The 16,172-nt window shown below is 41.7% G+C and carries 19 protein-coding genes and 3 tRNA genes; 5 read left to right on the top strand and 17 right to left on the bottom strand.

The genetic code is table 11. From position 1 onward, the window contains the following. Positions 1-3 precede the first annotated feature (3 nt). The 6 genes from PS1M3_RS02470 to PS1M3_RS02445 all read right to left on the bottom strand — a co-directional run bounded on the left by PS1M3_RS02470 (position 4) and on the right by PS1M3_RS02445 (position 3,754). The gene (locus PS1M3_RS02470; protein ID WP_203987256.1) at positions 4-513 is read right to left on the bottom strand and encodes a copper chaperone PCu(A)C; all 510 of its coding nucleotides are present in this window, start codon (positions 511-513) and stop codon (positions 4-6) included. Positions 514-592: 79 nt separating this feature from the next. Further along, complete coding sequence (locus PS1M3_RS02465) at positions 593-919, bottom strand: hypothetical protein (RefSeq protein WP_008130274.1); 327 nt, start codon at positions 917-919, stop codon at positions 593-595. A gap of 1 nt (position 920) precedes the next feature. Further along, entirely contained in the window at positions 921-1,136 is a 216-nt protein-coding gene (locus PS1M3_RS02460) for a PspC domain-containing protein (RefSeq protein ID WP_008130273.1), read from the bottom strand. An 8-nt stretch (positions 1,137-1,144) separates the two neighbouring features. Next, entirely contained in the window at positions 1,145-1,825 is a 681-nt protein-coding gene (locus PS1M3_RS02455; protein WP_203986127.1) for a PspA/IM30 family protein, read from the bottom strand. Positions 1,826-2,065: 240 nt separating this feature from the next. Next, on the bottom strand, positions 2,066-2,998 hold the full coding sequence (gene dusA, locus PS1M3_RS02450) for a tRNA dihydrouridine(20/20a) synthase DusA (RefSeq protein WP_039036785.1): 933 nt from the start codon (positions 2,996-2,998) through the stop codon (positions 2,066-2,068). A gap of 135 nt (positions 2,999-3,133) precedes the next feature. Continuing rightward, on the bottom strand, positions 3,134-3,754 hold the full coding sequence (locus PS1M3_RS02445) for a MarC family protein (RefSeq protein ID WP_006792079.1): 621 nt from the start codon (positions 3,752-3,754) through the stop codon (positions 3,134-3,136). A 94-nt stretch (positions 3,755-3,848) separates the two neighbouring features. Here PS1M3_RS02445 and PS1M3_RS02440 point away from each other — a divergent pair, with 94 nt between their 5' ends. Then, positions 3,849-4,286, top strand: a complete 438-nt coding sequence (locus PS1M3_RS02440; protein WP_033019044.1) for a transcriptional repressor — start codon at positions 3,849-3,851, stop codon at positions 4,284-4,286. A gap of 57 nt (positions 4,287-4,343) precedes the next feature. On the opposite strand, the gene PS1M3_RS02435 is transcribed toward PS1M3_RS02440, so the two are convergent. Beyond that, positions 4,344-5,105 (bottom strand): IS5 family transposase, encoded by a 762-nt coding sequence (locus PS1M3_RS02435; RefSeq protein WP_024600859.1) that lies wholly within the window; start codon positions 5,103-5,105, stop codon positions 4,344-4,346. Positions 5,106-5,239: 134 nt separating this feature from the next. On the opposite strand from PS1M3_RS02435, the gene PS1M3_RS02430 reads away from it, so the two are divergent. Both PS1M3_RS02430 and PS1M3_RS02425 read left to right on the top strand, forming a co-directional pair. Then, positions 5,240-5,707, top strand: a complete 468-nt coding sequence (locus PS1M3_RS02430) for a chemotaxis protein CheX (protein ID WP_006792077.1) — start codon at positions 5,240-5,242, stop codon at positions 5,705-5,707. Beyond that, complete coding sequence (locus PS1M3_RS02425) at positions 5,704-6,132, top strand: secondary thiamine-phosphate synthase enzyme YjbQ (protein WP_203986123.1); 429 nt, start codon at positions 5,704-5,706, stop codon at positions 6,130-6,132. Before PS1M3_RS02430 ends, PS1M3_RS02425 begins: the two co-directional genes overlap by 4 nt. A 223-nt stretch (positions 6,133-6,355) precedes the next feature. Here PS1M3_RS02425 and PS1M3_RS02420 read toward each other — a convergent pair. The 4 genes from PS1M3_RS02420 to orn all read right to left on the bottom strand — a co-directional run bounded on the left by PS1M3_RS02420 (position 6,356) and on the right by orn (position 7,430). After that, a tRNA-Gly gene (locus tag PS1M3_RS02420) sits at positions 6,356-6,431 on the bottom strand. Between the two features lie 93 nt (positions 6,432-6,524). Next, positions 6,525-6,600: transfer RNA gene (locus PS1M3_RS02415), tRNA-Gly, on the bottom strand. Positions 6,601-6,638: 38 nt separating this feature from the next. Further along, positions 6,639-6,714 (bottom strand) — tRNA-Gly (locus PS1M3_RS02410). 170 nt (positions 6,715-6,884) lie between these two features. Further along, a complete protein-coding gene (orn, locus tag PS1M3_RS02405; protein ID WP_203986120.1) occupies positions 6,885-7,430 on the bottom strand; it encodes an oligoribonuclease in 546 nt (181 codons plus the stop codon). 162 nt (positions 7,431-7,592) lie between these two features. Between orn and rsgA the strand changes: the two genes are divergently transcribed. Together rsgA and asd are read left to right on the top strand one after the other, a co-directional pair. Beyond that, positions 7,593-8,651, top strand: a complete 1,059-nt coding sequence (gene rsgA, locus PS1M3_RS02400; RefSeq protein ID WP_203986117.1) for a small ribosomal subunit biogenesis GTPase RsgA — start codon at positions 7,593-7,595, stop codon at positions 8,649-8,651. A 15-nt stretch (positions 8,652-8,666) separates the two neighbouring features. Then, positions 8,667-9,545 (top strand): archaetidylserine decarboxylase, encoded by an 879-nt coding sequence (asd, locus tag PS1M3_RS02395; RefSeq protein ID WP_008130259.1) that lies wholly within the window; start codon positions 8,667-8,669, stop codon positions 9,543-9,545. Between the two features lie 147 nt (positions 9,546-9,692). Here the strand turns inward: asd and PS1M3_RS02390 are convergent, their stop codons facing one another. The 6 genes from PS1M3_RS02390 to thiC form a co-directional block, all read right to left on the bottom strand. Next, a complete protein-coding gene (locus PS1M3_RS02390) occupies positions 9,693-10,442 on the bottom strand; it encodes a HesA/MoeB/ThiF family protein (RefSeq protein ID WP_008130255.1) in 750 nt (249 codons plus the stop codon). Then, positions 10,435-11,961, bottom strand: a complete 1,527-nt coding sequence (gene thiE, locus PS1M3_RS02385; RefSeq protein WP_203986115.1) for a thiamine phosphate synthase — start codon at positions 11,959-11,961, stop codon at positions 10,435-10,437. Before thiE ends, PS1M3_RS02390 begins: the two co-directional genes overlap by 8 nt. Before the next feature lie 13 nt (positions 11,962-11,974). Continuing rightward, positions 11,975-12,766 carry a thiazole synthase gene (locus PS1M3_RS02380; protein ID WP_039036358.1) on the bottom strand — a complete coding sequence of 264 codons (792 nt, stop codon included), beginning with the start codon at positions 12,764-12,766 and terminating at the stop codon, positions 11,975-11,977. Positions 12,767-12,770: 4 nt separating this feature from the next. After that, the gene (thiS, locus tag PS1M3_RS02375) at positions 12,771-12,965 is read right to left on the bottom strand and encodes a sulfur carrier protein ThiS (protein ID WP_006792068.1); all 195 of its coding nucleotides are present in this window, start codon (positions 12,963-12,965) and stop codon (positions 12,771-12,773) included. Then, positions 12,966-13,973 (bottom strand): FAD-dependent oxidoreductase, encoded by a 1,008-nt coding sequence (locus tag PS1M3_RS02370; protein ID WP_203986111.1) that lies wholly within the window; start codon positions 13,971-13,973, stop codon positions 12,966-12,968. 105 nt (positions 13,974-14,078) lie between these two features. Further along, positions 14,079-16,031, bottom strand: coding sequence for a phosphomethylpyrimidine synthase ThiC (thiC, locus tag PS1M3_RS02365; protein ID WP_008130246.1), 1,953 nt, complete (start codon positions 16,029-16,031; stop codon positions 14,079-14,081). Positions 16,032-16,172 lie beyond the last annotated feature (141 nt).

Here is a 16,172-nt window from a genome sequence, read left to right as displayed (position 1 = left end):
CTCCTAATGATGAGAATGTTGTGCTGACGACTTAGCTTTATTTATTTGCGACTCTAGCGTAACCACTTCAATATTTGTAAATAAACGATTACCATCACTAAAATATAGCGTTAGTTTGCGTTCTTGCCCTGCTTTTAAAGGCTCTTGTGGCTCAAATACCATTAAATGATAGCCTCCAGGCTGAAAATCGACACTTTCATGCGCTTTCACAATGACCGATTCGACCTTTTGCATTTTCATCATACCATCAACATGTGCATGCTCATGTATTTCAACACGTGCTAGTCCGTCAATACTGGCCTTTGTTAATATTGCATTTGTACCACTATGATTGGAAATAGTTAAGTAGGCGGCACTTGCCTTACCGCCAGGTAAGAATTCTCTAACTTGCGCGTTACTTACTTCAAGTTGTGCGGTATCGGCTGAATGGTTATGGCCAGAGTGCGCAGCCAAAAATGACGAAAAAAAACTAAAAGCCAATGCAGACACAAAAGATAAACACAATTTTGTCATCATTTTAATCCTTGTAAAAACGTAATATCACACGTTAAATTTAACATAGTTAACGGGGAATAGTGAGTTAAATTAAGGATTAAGAAACCACTTTTTTGTTATCAGCCACTAACCAGCACAATACGGCAATAAATAATAATGGCCATGCAATCATCACTGAGCCAAATAGCAAAGCCAAAACAGTACCAATAACAGCCACTGCTGCTGCACCAATCAAACCTAAAGTCACTAACGCAGCAATTGCGGCAACGGCTACAATGGCTATAAGTACACTCACTAATTCAACACCAACCCAGCTCATATCTGCAATCCACAATGGAAACTGCCACGTGTCAAAGTTTAAAAATGAGAATGAGTTAGTAAAAAACACCAAATAAATGAGTATACAAACAGCTATAGCTTTCATTTTAAAATTCCTTAATATGCTTTTCTTCTAAACAGCAATGCGCAATAAAATAACTAAGCGCAACTACAAACGGAAAACTTAAAAACAGTAAAATAGTAACCAAACGTGTTGCCCACACCGGAAAATCTAATCGGTAAGCTAAGCCACTACATACACCAGATATCTTTTTATTTAGCGTGTCTTTAAACCAACCACGCTGATGATTAAATCGACTCATAATTCCCCCTAGGCGCTTTGTTTAGAACTAACATTTAAGCGTGCTTTTAAACTAGCCAGCTCTGTTTCAATTTTTTCGTTTTTAACAAGTGACTCGATTTGAGTTGCCGTCGAATTAGCCTTATCAGTTAACTCATACGCCTCGACTTGTGCTTCAATACCCTCAACACGTTGCTCTATTTGCTCAAAACGAGAGAGTGCATGAGCTACTTTATCGCTATTTAACTGAGTATTTATATGCGACCTGGCAACGGCTACATCATGGCGCTGCGCTAGTTGAGCTTGCTTTGTTTTTGCCTCTGCTATTTTTTGTTGAAGGCGTTCACAGTCAGATCTAATTTTTAATAAAGACTCTTGTAAAGTCTCACGTTGAGCTTGCTTCTTTTCAATGCTTTCGCTTACAGCTTGTTTAGAAATGAGTACTGACTTTGCAAGGTCATCGCGACCTTTTTCAATTGCTAACTCAGCTTTAGATTGCCATGTCGCAAGCTCTGCTTTTTTAGTATCAAGGTGGCGGGTAATTGCTTTTTCTTCACATAAAAGCGCAGCGGCTGTGCTTCGGCATTCGTTTAATGCATCCTGCATATCGTTAAGCATTAAGTTAACAAGTTTTTGAGGATCTTCAGCTTTATCAAGCATTGCGACTATATTTGATTGAATAACATCGTTTACGCGATTAACTATTCCCATTGTATTCTCCTGTTGATTTTTAATTGATTACAACAAGTAGATTCCAAGAGTTATGCCAAGTCACTTTATATTAATAAAAGAAGCTTATTATCAAAGAGTTGAAATAAAAAAGATAACATTAAAATGACCACACACTGAATAGCGCTAAGTATAATTGGCCAATAAATTATGTTTTTGACTAATTTTTAGGATCAAAAAAAGCCACTGTATAAGTGGCTTTATATGTTACGTTTGAAAAAATTACTCGGGGACAAAGCTAAGTGCTTTATCCATTACAGATAAATCAGCCTGCTTACCATGGCCATTCTCTGAAAGGTGACGTCTAAAGCCACGCGCACCAGGTTGTCCCTGAAAAATACCTAGCATATGACGTGCAACATGCCAAAAATTAGCGCCTAATCGCATTTCCTCTTCAATGTAATCATACATAGAGCGCACAACATCATGACGGGTTTGCGTGTTAGCTGTATCGCCGTAAATTTTTTCATCAACCTCGTTAAGCATAAACGGATTACTGTAGGCCTCGCGCCCAACCATAACCCCGTCAATGTATTGAAGATGCTCTAGACTTTGTTCAATCGTTTTCACGCCGCCATTAATACTTAAATCGAGTTGCGGATAATCTTTCTTAAGCTGATATACACGCGGGTAATCAAGTGGCGGAACTTCACGGTTTTCTTTAGGGCTTAAACCATTTAGCCATGCTTTGCGCGCATGGATAATAAAGTCATCACAGCCTACTTTATGACTTGCTTCAATTAACGCACATAAAAACTCATACGAATCTTGCTCGTCTATACCAATGCGCGTTTTAACAGTCACCGGAATACTAACTTCATTTTTCATTGCCGCAACGCACTGAGCAACCAATTCGGGTTCGGCCATTAAACACGCACCAAAGCGACCATTTTGAACCCGATCTGACGGGCAACCTACGTTTAAATTAATTTCATCATAACCACGCTCACCGGCAAGCTTTGCACATTTTGCCAATGCCTCAGGATCAGAACCACCCAATTGCAATGCAACAGGTCCCTCATGCTGGTTAAAATGCAAGTAGTCGCCTCGGCCAAACAAAATAGCGCCCGTGGTGATCATTTCTGTGTATAGCACGGTGTGCTTTGTCATTTTACGATGAAAAGTACGACAATGACGGTCAGTCCAATCAAGCATTGGGGCGACAGAAAAGCGTCTGTTTAAAGTTGGTTTATCCAAAATATATTCATCCAAATGTAAAACCCTAGTGGGTATAAAAGCAAGGCGTTTAAAGGAGGCGCATTTTACACAAAACCCCGACTAGCAGCAATATTAGCTATATACCTGCAAACCAAAGTAATGCGCTATACCATTTAAAATATTAGTTACTGCAACAGAGCTTAAAATAAGTCCCATTATTCTACTTATAATACTCGCGCCACTATCGCCAATAACTTTATGCACATGTGTTGCAAGTAAAAGTAATATGAGTACCAAAGCTAAAACAGCAAGCATCATCGAGGACGTCATGAGTTGCTCAATCCAAGTAAACTCTTCATTACGCGTCATAAGCACAGCACCTAACATAGCGCCTGGGCTCGCGATTGAAGGAATAGCCAATGGAAAGATGGCTGTTTCAGTGCTGTCACGTACGCTTTTTATTTCAGTTTCGGGTTTGCTTTCACCAAAAATCATCGACAGTGCAAAAAGCAGCAGCACTATGCCGCCCGCAATCTGAAAAGCCGACAATGGAATTTCAATCGCATTTAATAAAAGCTCACCAGCTACAACAAAAAATAGCAGCACAACAGCCGATACCCCAACGGCCTTAAAGATGACTTTGCGCTTAAATTTATCATCTTCTCCTCGGGTTACTGCGATAAATACAGGTACAGTTCCTATTGGGTCTATCACCGCAAAAAAGAAGATAAAAATGGCTAATAATTCGTTCATTTCGGGGTTTCCTAAATAAAAAGCGCCTAATAAAAACACTGCAACTACAACACAGTATGTTAGTATATCATGGTAGCGTAAGGATAAGAGAATGATGAATATAGAATCACTAGTTAGTAAAGCTAAGCAAGTATGTGACAACCGTGGCGCTCGTTTTACGCCTATCCGTGAAAAAGTATTTCGCTTATTAGCCAGTGCACAAGGTGGTGTAGGTGCCTATGATCTACTAGAACAACTCAAAATTACTGAGTCTGGTGCCAAGCCAGCCACTATTTATCGTGCATTAGACTTTTTAGCCGAACTAGGATTTATTCATAAAATTGAAAGCACCAACGCATTTATGTTGTGTCATCATTTTGATCATATTCATCCTGTACAATTGCTAATTTGCGATAACTGCGGATATGTTAAAGAACTTCACTCTACCGTTATCTCTCATGAGCTAAACAACTTAGCGGCAGAAAGTGGGTTTGTAGTATCAGGGCAAACAATTGAAGCTCATGGTAAATGTGAGTCTTGCAGAGCTTTATAAAAACAAAATAATTCTTTATGGCTATACTAGGGGCTGTTGATCTTTGTAGTACATATATCAATCAGCCCACATTGGTAGCCACATCATAGTAAATGCTAAAGCGAGCATTGAATGATAATTTCGTTCAAGCTTTTCATACCGCGTGGCTATCCCTCTATATTGCTTAATACGGCCAAATGCATTCTCAACCAAGTGCCGATATTTATACATGCACCAGTCAATATCTTCATTGCCTACTAAACTGTTGCCCTTACGTGGAATAACGGGTGTAGCGTTATTATCACGAACAAACGCTCTCAGTTTTTCACTGTCGTAGCCTTTATCTGCGACAACCATATTACTTGTTGGGCAATTAGCTACGAGTGACTCTGCATGGACGATATCATGCGTATTTCCACAGGATAATTCATAATAAACAGGCAACCCTCCGCTATCGACTGCAAGATGAATTTTCGTAGAATTTCCACCTCGGCTCTTTCCAATTGATTCATTGTCAGCAGTTCTTGCACCGCAACTATGTTGATGAGCCCTGACAATACTGCCATCAATGAAGACCCAATCCATGTCCGCATCACGAGATAATGCGCGAAACAGTTCATTCAAAATCCCTTTTTTGGACCATAAATTAAACCGTCTGTAGATAGCACTCCAACGGCCAAAATCAGAAGGTAAATCTCGCCATGGAATACCTGTGCGCATCTTATACAGTATGCCTTCGAGCGTTTTTCTATGGTCGGGCTTATTATAAATTCGACCACTTAAGTACATTACTTTTGATAAGACATTCCATGTCCCGTCTGTTAGCATTAATCTTGGCATGTAGGTTCGGTGTAAAGTTTTCTGGCGAATTCAATTATACCTTATCTTCATGCTGTTTGTTTTTCATACCACAAAGATCAACACGCCCTAGTAAGTTGTAGCCATTCAATAGCACAAATTTAAGAGTATTCAGTATGAATGTAGAGTTTATCAATCCTTTTTTATCATCATTAATCAACGTGTTAAGCACCATGGCACAAACACAGTTGAAACCTGGTAAACCGCGCATTAAAACTGATGAAGTCGCCTGTGGCGATGTATCTGGTTTAATTGGTATGGTTGGCCCGCAAACGCGTGGGTCGTTCTCAATCACATTTGACGAAAGCCTAGCTCTTACAATTATGGAACGTATGCTTGGCGAGCGCCCAGACACTATTAATGAAGAAGTCACAGACATGGTGGGTGAAATCACTAATATGGTAACCGGTGGTGCAAAAAACCTGTTAGGCGAAAAAGGGTTTGATTTTGATATGGCTACACCTATTGTTGTTTCAGGTGCGGGCCATACAATAACACATAAAAGCCAAGGCAAAAAAATCATAATGCCATTTAGTAGCGACGCTGGCACAGCCAATATAGAAGTTAGTTTCGATACACTATGAGTTGGCAACAAAAAACAATTTCACTAAAACCTCGCTCTCGGGGTTTTCACTTAATTGATGATGACGTTTTAAACCAACTCCCCGAAATTGCCCACTACAAAGTAGGCTTACTGCATTTATTTATTCAACACACATCAGCAAGTCTAACGATTAACGAAAATGCCGATCCTACTGTGCGTATGGATATGGAAAGTCACTTCAATATATTTGTACCTGAGCGACAGCCTTATTATCGTCATGATTATGAAGGCGACGACGATATGCCTGCCCACATAAAAACCAGCACACTTGGTTGTGAGTTAAGTATTCCAATTTCAAATGGATACTTAGCTTTAGGAACTTGGCAGGGTCTTTATTTAGGCGAGCACCGAGATGTTGGTGGCGCAAGGCGCATTATAGCAACTATTCAAGGTGAGCTGTTTTAACTGAAACTTCAAAACATCTCAGTCAAAAGTACCCCCCCCTCTTGCTTCAACTATACGACCTCAGGTTAAAATATCGCTTTATTAATGAAAAGCTGGCTCTGCGCAAAAGTGATAACGTCAAATAATCAAAGCCTGAATGCTGAATATTACAAATAGGAAAAATTAGGTAATAAAGGTTTGAATTATGCTTTTTAATGTAGGTATTTTGAAGGGATAAAAATATTGGAGCGGTACACGAGGCTCGAACTCGTGACCTCGACCTTGGCAAGGTCGCGCTCTACCAACTGAGCTAGTACCGCATTTTTACTTCTTTAGTTATTTTACGTTGGTGCGCGACAGGTCGCGTTCAACACTCTAGCAACTGAGCTAGTACCACATTTTTGGTTAGAAATTGGAGCGGTACACGAGGCTCGAACTCGTGACCTCGACCTTGGCAAGGTCGCGCTCTACCAACTGAGCTAGTACCGCATTTCTATATTTTAACTCCAATTTCTTTGGTGAGAAATTGGAGCGGCACACGAGGCTCGAACTCGTGACCTCGACCTTGGCAAGGTCGCGCTCTACCAACTGAGCTAGTGCCGCATTATGGTTAGTCAGTAATTTGTCCGTTGGTGCGCGACACGTCGCGTTCAACATTCCGGCAACTGAGCTAGTGCCGCATAATCGCTTGCTCAAGCGCACTAACCCCGCGGGGGTTATCGTCTTGAGCGGGGCAGGATTCTACAATAATACGATGTGTTTGCAAGTGTTTTTTACAAATTAAAGAATTTTTCTCTGTATACCTTCAATTCCATAATCGAATCTTTAATGTCGTCTAAGGCAAGGTGAGAGCCTTTTTTATTCACTTGAGCGAGCACTTCTGGTTTCCAACGTCTAGCAAGTTCTTTAATCGTACTTACATCAAGGTTGCGGTAATGGAAAAAATCTTCGAGTTCACGCATATATTTATTCATAAAGCGTCTGTCTTGCCCAATTGAGTTACCGCACATTGGGGATTCACCTGCTGGCACCCATTGCTTTAAAAACTCTAATGTTTGCGCTACCGCATACTCTTCATCAAACGTACTTGCTTTACAACGCGCAGTTAAGCCTGATTTACCGTGCTGAGTAGTACACCACTCATCCATACCATTAAGTAATTCATCGCTTTGATGAATAGCAATAGTTGGCCCCTCGGCTAATATATTAAGGTCTGCATCAGTGACAACAGTTGCAATTTCAAGTATTTTATCGGTCGCAGGTTCAAGTCCGGTCATTTCCAGATCGAGCCAAATTAAGTTTGATTTATTAATAGTCATAATTACCTTAAACGGTGCTTTTCTTTAGATCCAACGCATTTCGATATATCATATTAGCATCAACCGTCGAGCTAAAGCTTTTTTTATACCAACTCGGTTAAGTATTATTGCGAATTGGTATTATGCTCAGAGCCGACATTTAAACAAGGTTATAGGCCAAACGTGGCAAAACAGAAAAAATTAAGTAAAGGCCAATCGCGTCAGATCAAGGCCAATCATCAAAAGCGTATTAACAGCGCAGGTTCAAAACCAGCTAAAAAAGGTGCCCAAGAGTGGCAGGCAGATAATTTAGGTCAGGTTGAAAGCGCCATTGTAATCAGTCGATTTGGCCAGCACGCTGATGTTGAAACGCAAAATGGAGACGTGCTTCGCTGTAATATACGCCGAACTGTATCTAATTTAGTATGTGGCGACGAAGTGCTATTTCGTCGCGCTAAAGTAAGTGAAGGCGATTTAGCCGGAGTTATTGAAGCAACACAAGAGCGTCGCTCGCAACTTACTCGCCCCGATTTTTACGATGGGGTAAAAGTAATTGCTGCAAATATTGATCAAATACTTATGGTTTCTGCTGTATTACCTGAGTTTACCCCTAGCATTATTGATCGCTATTTAATTGCCTGTGAAGACATGGGTATTGAGCCTATTTTAATCCTCAACAAAATCGACTTAATCGACGAAGCCGGCCTTAAAGATATTCAAAACGTGCTCGATATTTATCGCAAATTAAATTATCGCGTACTGCTTGTCAGCAATATAACCGGAGAAGGAATTGATGAGCTTAAAGACATGCTTGTTGGTAAAAATAATATTTTTGTAGGTCAAAGTGGCGTGGGTAAATCAACCCTAGTAAATACTGTACTGCCAAATGCCGAAATATTAACGAAAGAGGTATCAGAGAACAGTGGCTTAGGCCAACATACCACAACGGTATCTCGCCTTCATCACTTACCCACTGGCGGTAACTTAATTGACTCGCCGGGTATTCGTGAATTTGGGTTGTGGCATTTAGACGTTGAGCGTGTAACTTGGTGCTTTAAAGAATTTAGAGAATTTATAGGTGGATGCCGCTTTAGAGACTGCAAACACTTAAATGACCCGGGCTGTATAATTAAAGAAGCCGTAGCCAATGGCGACATTTCGCAACTACGCTTTGACAGCTACCACCGAATTTTAGAATCAATGGCCGATGGCCGTGCCGGCGCTCGTGCGCCGCGTGTATAATTAAGGAAAAATACCGTGAGCTTAGACAAATTTAAAATCGCAATGCAGTACGCAATGCCAAAACACTTTATTTCGCGCGTTGTGGGTAAATTAGCAGCTGCAAAAGCCGGTGCGTTAACAACAACGCTTATTAAACTGTTTATCAAGCAATATAAAATAGATATGAGTGAGGCTAAATATTCAGACCCGTCTCATTACAAAACATTTAACGAGTTTTTTACTCGTCCACTCAAAGACGGCGTTCGTCCAATGGTTGAAGACGCTGATACAATAATTCATCCAGTAGATGGTGCAATTAGCCAGCTAGGCGACATAGTTGATGGGCAGCTTATTCAAGCCAAAGGCCACGACTATAGCTTGCAGGCACTTCTGGGTGGGTCTGAGGACGATACTACTGCGTTTTTAGGTGGTAAATTTGCAACTATTTATTTAGCACCGAAAGATTACCACCGTATTCATATGCCTATTGATGGCACATTAAGCAAAATGATTTACGTACCGGGCGATTTATTTTCGGTAAATCCGCTTACAGCGCAGAATGTTCCCAACTTATTTGCGCGTAACGAGCGTGTAGTGGCTATTTTTGAAACGGAAGTAGGTCCACTCGCTATGGTATTGGTAGGCGCAACTATTGTCGCTAGCATAGAAACTGTTTGGGCCGGTACTGTTACTCCACCAGCAGGTAGTGATGTATTTAGTTGGAATTACCCGACCAGCGGTGAAAACGCAATCACACTTAAGAAAGGCGAGGAGATGGGTCGCTTTAAATTAGGCTCAACGGTAGTGCTTGCATGGGGTGCTAATAAAGCAAACATACTAGACGATCAACTACCAGAAGTGGTTACTCGCTTAGGGACTGCGTTTGCAAAAATTAAAGGAAGTGAAGAGCTATAAGTTTTTAGTTTTTAGTTAAAGATTAAAAGCACCGCGTTTATGACAAATGCGGTGCTTTTTTATTGGTAGACGAAGAGCTTGCTCATGTTAGAAGCGCAGCTTCTCATGGCTTAATCCCAAGTTTAGCCCCGCGAATTACCTCTTATTTTATCCACCACACTCTTTACAGTTTAAATCTTTAACTACTTTAAAATGTTGCTGCTTTAAACTCAGCGCATCAAAGGTAATAAATGCACTCCCCTCAACATGCCCGAGTAAAAAATTAAGCGTAAGTTGTGCCTGCATAGAACCAACAATCCCTAATAAAGGGCTTATTACCCCCGCATTACTACAATTAATAGCGGGTGCTTCACTCGTTTTTGGAAATATACAGCCGTAGCAAGGGCTTTGAGTCTGTGTAAAATCAAAGCCCATTAACTGCCCGCTTGTCGCGATAGCAGCGCCAGCTATTAAACGCGTTTTATTCGCTAAGCAATACCGGTTAACTGCATAGCGCGTGGTAAAATTATCTGAGCAATCAAGTACTACATCGGCATTGCTTAAAAGCTCAGCGCAATTCTCCTCATCAAGCTTTTTACTGTGCGTCACTATGTGTATTTGATTATTGAGGCTCGTTAACACTTTACCAGCGGCCGCTACCTTGCTTTGCCCTAAATGATTAACTTTATAAAGCACTTGGCGTTGTAGGTTTGAAAGCTCAACGGCATCATCGTCTATTAAAATAAGCGTTCCAATACCTGCCGCCGCTAAATACAAAAGTGCAGGACTGCCTAAACCACCTGCACCGACTACAGCAACAGTGGCAGACTTTAGTGCTAACTGCCCTTCAAGCCCCACTTCTTTTAATAATAAGTGGCGGCTATAACGCAGGGTTTCTTTATCGCTGAGCTTATCCATTTGGCTGGTTTATAGCACTTTGAAGCGCACTAATAGCTGCAATATAATCACCCGCTTCGCTAATTGCACGTACTACTGCAACACTACCGACGCCGGTATTAGCAACTTCATTTGCGCGGGTTAAATCAATTCCGCCAATGGCAACCGTTGGGTAACTTTGCATTAATGGCACACACTTTTTAAGTTTATCGAGCCCTTGTATTTGCCCTGTCATATCTTTGGTCGTGGTAGGATAAATAGCGCCAAATGCCATGTAACTTGGTCGGTAATTATGCGCACGCAGCATTTCATAAAAACCATGAGTCGAAAGCCCAAGCCTTAAACCCGCCTCTTTAATGGCGGCTAAATTAGCAATGTCTAAGTCTTCTTGGCCTAAATGCACGCCATAAGCACCGTGCTTTATTGCTAACTTCCAGTAGTCATTTATAAATACATGCGCGCGGTACTTATTACCCAGTTCAACAGCCTGTTTTATGAGTTCATCAAGCTCAGTATCCGTTTTATTTTTAACACGTAATTGCGCTGTTTTGATCCCTTGCTGTAAGCACTTTTCTAGCCAGTCAATACTATCAACAACCGCGTACAAGCCTAATTGTTTACTTTCACAGGGTGCAAAATCAGCGGCCATATTAAACTCAAGCGGCACATCAAAATCAAGTTCATCACCAAGCCAGCTACCTGGCTCTATAACTTGAGGATAGTCATCTAAATGTGTAGGAAATGATGTTTGCGCTACAGGCCCTATTCCTTCACCGTATCTAACCGACTGCTTTAAACCTTGGTTTATATAAGCTTTGGCTAAAATAAAGGCATCTTTTAGTGGGTAATCTTTTGCTAAACACGCTGCAATAACCGACGCCATACTGCACCCCGTACCATGGTTGTGTGGGGTTTGAATTTTTTTATTACCTAGCCAATATTCTTCATTATTTTGTATGCAGTAGTCAATACAGTAACCACTAGGGAAATCCCAATGCCCACCTTTAATAACCACTGACTTTGCTCCCCAACTTAGCAACTTATTTGCTGCCTCTTTAACGGCGCTTGGGCCAATTAAATATACGCCGGTTAATAATTGAGTCTCGTGAGTGTTAGGTGTTATTACATCCACCAGCGGCAATAAGCACTCTTTAATAGCGCTTACGGTATCTTCTTCGGTTAATACATCACCGCTTGAGGCAATAGCAACGGGGTCGTAAACAATCACTGGTGGAACTGGCCATTTAGCTTTGTAGTGGCTTATGTGTTCACTGATTAATTGAATTTGCTGCACATTTGCTAACATGCCAATTTTAATTACTTTGGCCTTCATGTCTTTTTCAAGTGCCAAAAGCTGTGATTCAATAATATCGGTAGACACCGCATTAATAGCTTCTACACCTAAACTATTTTGCGCCGTAAGCGCAGTAATTGCGGTACAGCCATGTACACCAAAACTTTGCATCGCCTTTATATCGGCTTGAATACCTGCGCCACCGCCAGAATCAGATCCGGCAATTGTCCACACTACGTTATTCATATATTTTATTTCCTTACTGCTGATGCCAAAACGGCATGCCCATTGTAGGAGTTGAGGGTGCTGCGAGGTCTTTTTCGGGCATTGCTTTAGCGTTATACGCAAAACGCCCTGCCTCAACCGCCGCCTTAAATGCACGGCTCATAGTTATTGGGCAACCCGCCCCAGCAATGGCTGAATTTAATAATACAGCATCATACCCTAATTCAAGCGCTTGGCAGGCATGCGACGGTAGACCTAACCCTGCATCCACAATAAGTGTTGTATTTGGTAAGCGCTCACGAATCGTTTTTAAATTGTAACTATTTAACAAGCCTTTTCCTGTACCTATTGGTGCCCCCCATGGCATAAGCACTTCGCATCCTAGGTCATTTAAACGCTGACAAAGCACTAAATCATCGGTGCAATAAGGCAGTACTTTAAACCCATCGTTAATTAGTATTTCTGTGGCTTCAAGCAAAGCAAATGGATCAGGTTGCAAGTTATAGTCATCACCTATCAGCTCAAGCTTAATCCAATCGGTAGCAAATACTTCACGACACATTTGAGCAAGGGTTACCGCTTCTTTTACACTGTGGCATCCGGCCGTATTGGGCAATATTTTTAAACCCGTATTTTTTATCAATTGCCAAAAGTCATCACCTGCTTCTGCACTTTGCTGGCGCCTTAGTGATACCGTGACAACCCCCGCTCCGGATGCTTCAATTGATTGCGTCATAATATCTGGCGATGGATACAAAGCAGTGCCAATTAGTAATCGGCTATTAATTGCTTCACCATAAATATTTAACGTGTCTTTTACTTGCATGCGCCTACCCACCTTGAATGGGCGATAACAATTCAATGCTATCCCCTTCATTTATAACAAAACCGTTATGCTGACTTTTTGGTATAAATACGCCATTAACAGCCACCGCATAAGGGGCAATTGCTCCATACTCTTTTAATATCTCAAGTAACGCATGAGAGGTTAAATCTAAAAGCTCACCGTTTAACGTAATCTTCATTTAATACTCACCTATGTACGATAGCGCTTGTGCAACAAGAACAGGGGCTAACATATAGCCATGACGATACAAGCCATTAATGCTAATAACATTTCCTGATTTTTTTACTTGCGGTCTGTTGTCACTAAACGCAGGGCGGAGCCCTGTTTGAACCCCTAATAAACGCCCTTCTGCAAACCCACTATGCACAGTGTAAGCTGCCGACAATAGTTCTAGTGTTGAACGAACAGTTGCTGGGCCGCTGTCTTGCGATTCAATTTCAGTTGCACCAATGACATATTCATTATTAGGTTTTGGTGCAATATAAATAGGATACCGCGGATGCATTAATCGCACTGGGCGCGTTAAATTAACTTCTGGTGCATAAAGTCGCGCAACCTCACCTCTTACACCACGAAGCAGTTGATCCTTTTTTGCGCCAAGCCCTCTGCAATCAATAATAAAATCAAACGGGCGATTATTAATTTCACCATTTTTAATAGTTACCCGCTGATTAAACACAAACTTTACTTTTCGCCTGTTAAGCATGCTATAGCTTGCTTTATAAAAGGCTTGATTATCTATTTGCCCTTCACAGGGTAAAAACACACCTTGGCTAAAACGATTCGCAAGTTCTGGCTCTAACTGCGCTATTTTCTGAGTATTTAAAGCCTCAGCATTGTGCCCAGCTATGGGTTTTATTCGCTGGGTAAAGCTTTGTAGGTCGCCTTTATCTTGTTGATGTGCAACCACTAATGTGCCTTGCTGCTGAAAAAACACATTGTGTTCAAGCTCTTCTATTATTTGTGGCCAGCGATTAATCGAATCCAATCCCATTTGCGCTAAATCGGCTTCACACAATACCGACTCAGCCAATGGCGCAAGCATAGCTGCTGCAACTTTGCCTGCGCTATTGAGAGCATGTTCATCATCGGCCTCAAACACACTCACATTGTGCTGCTTACTTAGCTCAAGTGCAGCAAGCCTTCCTGCTAAACCAAATCCAACAATGGCAATATGGTACTGCATAAAAAATCCTTCATTGGCTGGCCGCGAGTCACAAACTACATGCAATCTTGTGCTAAGGTAGCCACCTCATTGCACGTAGATAGATATCCGCAGCCTAAGGTCGAGTTATATCGCTTTGTGATAAATTTCAGAGCCCGTTTGCTTAAACTCCTCTGATTTAGCTTTCATTTGCGCTTCTACATCAATCATTTTAATTTCAATAGCCTCACCCGCGTTATTGGGATCAATACCACGCTCCTCTAAATCGTTAGCGTAATCGCGTACTTCTTGGCTGATTTTCATAGAGCAAAATTTAGGGCCACACATAGAGCAAAAATGAGCTACTTTGCCCGACTCTTGTGGCAGTGTTTCGTCGTGATATTCGCGGGCACGTTCAGGGTCTAAACCAATATTAAATTGGTCATGCCATCTAAACTCAAAACGCGCTTTTGACAAGGCATTATCGCGCTCTTGCGCGCCTGGGTGTCCTTTAGCTAAATCGGCGGCATGCGCTGCAATTTTGTAGGTAATTAAACCTTCTTTGACGTCTTCTTTATTGGGCAAGCCTAAATGCTCTTTTGGCGTTACATAACACAACATAGCACAGCCATACCACGCTATTTGCGCCGCTCCAATACCCGATGTAATGTGGTCGTACCCTGGTGCAATATCGGTTGTTAGTGGGCCTAGAGTATAAAATGGCGCTTCGCCACAATGTTCTAGTTGCTCATCCATATTAGCTTTGATCATATGCATTGGCACATGCCCTGGCCCTTCAATAAATACTTGTACGTCATGCTTCCATGCTATTTGTGTTAGCTCGCCTAATGTACGTAACTCACTAAATTGTGCTTCATCGTTAGCATCAGCAATAGAGCCTGGGCGAAGGCCATCGCCTAATGAAAAACACACATCGTATTGTTTTAAAATTTCACAAATATCTTCAAAGTGCGTGTATAAAAAGTTCTCTTTATGGTGCGCTAAACACCATTTGGCCATAATAGAGCCACCGCGCGATACAATACCTGTAACACGTTTTGCCGTCATAGGTACGTAGCGCAAAAGCACACCGGCATGAATAGTAAAGTAGTCAACGCCCTGCTCTGCTTGTTCAATTAAGGTATCGCGGAATATTTCCCACGTTAAGTCTTCAGCTACACCGTTTACTTTTTCAAGGGCCTGATAAATGGGCACAGTACCAATGGGTACAGGCGAGTTACGTACTACCCACTCACGTGTTTCATGAATATAGCGCCCTGTTGATAAATCCATTACGGTATCGGCGCCCCAACGAGTCGACCACACCATTTTTTCTACTTCTTCTTCAATAGATGAAGTGACCGATGAATTACCTATATTAGCGTTCACTTTAACCAAAAAGTTACGGCCAACAATCATTGGTTCGGTTTCTGGATGATTGATATTGTTAGGTAAAATTGCGCGGCCACGCGCTATTTCGTCACGTACAAATTCAGGGGTTATAAAATCGGGAATACTCGCGCCAAATGACTCGCCCTTATGCTGCGCAGCTAATAACTCTTCGCGAATCTTTGCACGCCCCATATTTTCTCGCACTGCAACGTATTCCATCTCTGGCGTTACAATACCTTGGCGAGCGTAATGCATTTGTGTGACATTTTTGCCCGCTTTACCACGGCGAATTTTTGGTAGGTGATCAAATCGAATATGATCAAGTCCATCATCAGCCATACGCTGCTGTGCAAACTGCGAGGTGACCGAATCGAGTACTTCTGTATCGTTGCGCCCTGCAATCCATTGCTCACGAAATTTTGGTAACCCTTTGCGTACATCTAATTCAAAATTTGGGTCAGTGTACGGGCCCGATGTATCGTAAACACGAAGGGGCTCATTAGATTCATACACCGGATTTTCGTCGGTGCCACCAATAAACGTATCACTGAGTGTTATTTCGCGCATACCCACACGCACGCCTGGCTGGCTACCTTCAACGTACACTTTTTGAGAATTTGGAAATGGCTGCCCTGTTAAATTATAAATATATTCAGATGCAGCTGCGCGCGTTTCGCGACGCGATGATTTATTTGTGGTGTTTGACATGACTTACCTCATAACTAAAGGGTTGTCTTGTCAGATATTCCAAAAGGAATAGAGAAAGATCGTAAAGTAGCTTCATGCCACTTTGCAGCCTATAAAAATGGGTATCGCTTTATTGCACGCATAAAAAAAGACGCACAAGCG

The sequence above is a fragment of the Pseudoalteromonas sp. PS1M3 genome (assembly GCF_016865405.1).
In the GTDB taxonomy this organism is placed as follows: domain Bacteria; phylum Pseudomonadota; class Gammaproteobacteria; order Enterobacterales; family Alteromonadaceae; genus Pseudoalteromonas; species Pseudoalteromonas marina.
Note: the sequence above shows the minus strand (reverse complement) of the source record. Positions and strands in the feature narration are given on the sequence as shown.

Bases quoted from the DNA above. Each gene is read 5' to 3' on its own strand.
- PS1M3_RS02470 (WP_203987256.1), bottom strand. From the start codon at position 513: ATGACAAAATTGTGTTTATCTTTTGTGTCTGCATTGGCTTTTAGTTTT.
- PS1M3_RS02465 (WP_008130274.1), bottom strand. From the start codon at position 919: ATGAAAGCTATAGCTGTTTGTATACTCATTTATTTGGTGTTTTTTACT.
- PS1M3_RS02460 (WP_008130273.1), bottom strand. From the start codon at position 1,136: ATGAGTCGATTTAATCATCAGCGTGGTTGGTTTAAAGACACGCTAAAT.
- PS1M3_RS02455 (WP_203986127.1), bottom strand. From the start codon at position 1,825: ATGGGAATAGTTAATCGCGTAAACGATGTTATTCAATCAAATATAGTC.
- dusA (WP_039036785.1), bottom strand. From the start codon at position 2,998: ATGCTTGATTGGACTGACCGTCATTGTCGTACTTTTCATCGTAAAATG.
- PS1M3_RS02445 (WP_006792079.1), bottom strand. From the start codon at position 3,754: ATGAACGAATTATTAGCCATTTTTATCTTCTTTTTTGCGGTGATAGAC.
- PS1M3_RS02440 (WP_033019044.1), top strand. From the start codon at position 3,849: ATGAATATAGAATCACTAGTTAGTAAAGCTAAGCAAGTATGTGACAAC.
- PS1M3_RS02435 (WP_024600859.1), bottom strand. From the start codon at position 5,105: ATGCCAAGATTAATGCTAACAGACGGGACATGGAATGTCTTATCAAAA.
- PS1M3_RS02430 (WP_006792077.1), top strand. From the start codon at position 5,240: ATGAATGTAGAGTTTATCAATCCTTTTTTATCATCATTAATCAACGTG.
- PS1M3_RS02425 (WP_203986123.1), top strand. From the start codon at position 5,704: ATGAGTTGGCAACAAAAAACAATTTCACTAAAACCTCGCTCTCGGGGT.
- orn (WP_203986120.1), bottom strand. From the start codon at position 7,430: ATGACTATTAATAAATCAAACTTAATTTGGCTCGATCTGGAAATGACC.
- PS1M3_RS02390 (WP_008130255.1), bottom strand. From the start codon at position 10,442: ATGGATAAGCTCAGCGATAAAGAAACCCTGCGTTATAGCCGCCACTTA.
- thiE (WP_203986115.1), bottom strand. From the start codon at position 11,961: ATGAATAACGTAGTGTGGACAATTGCCGGATCTGATTCTGGCGGTGGC.
- PS1M3_RS02380 (WP_039036358.1), bottom strand. From the start codon at position 12,766: ATGCAAGTAAAAGACACGTTAAATATTTATGGTGAAGCAATTAATAGC.
- thiS (WP_006792068.1), bottom strand. From the start codon at position 12,965: ATGAAGATTACGTTAAACGGTGAGCTTTTAGATTTAACCTCTCATGCG.
- PS1M3_RS02370 (WP_203986111.1), bottom strand. From the start codon at position 13,973: ATGCAGTACCATATTGCCATTGTTGGATTTGGTTTAGCAGGAAGGCTT.
- thiC (WP_008130246.1), bottom strand. From the start codon at position 16,031: ATGTCAAACACCACAAATAAATCATCGCGTCGCGAAACGCGCGCAGCT.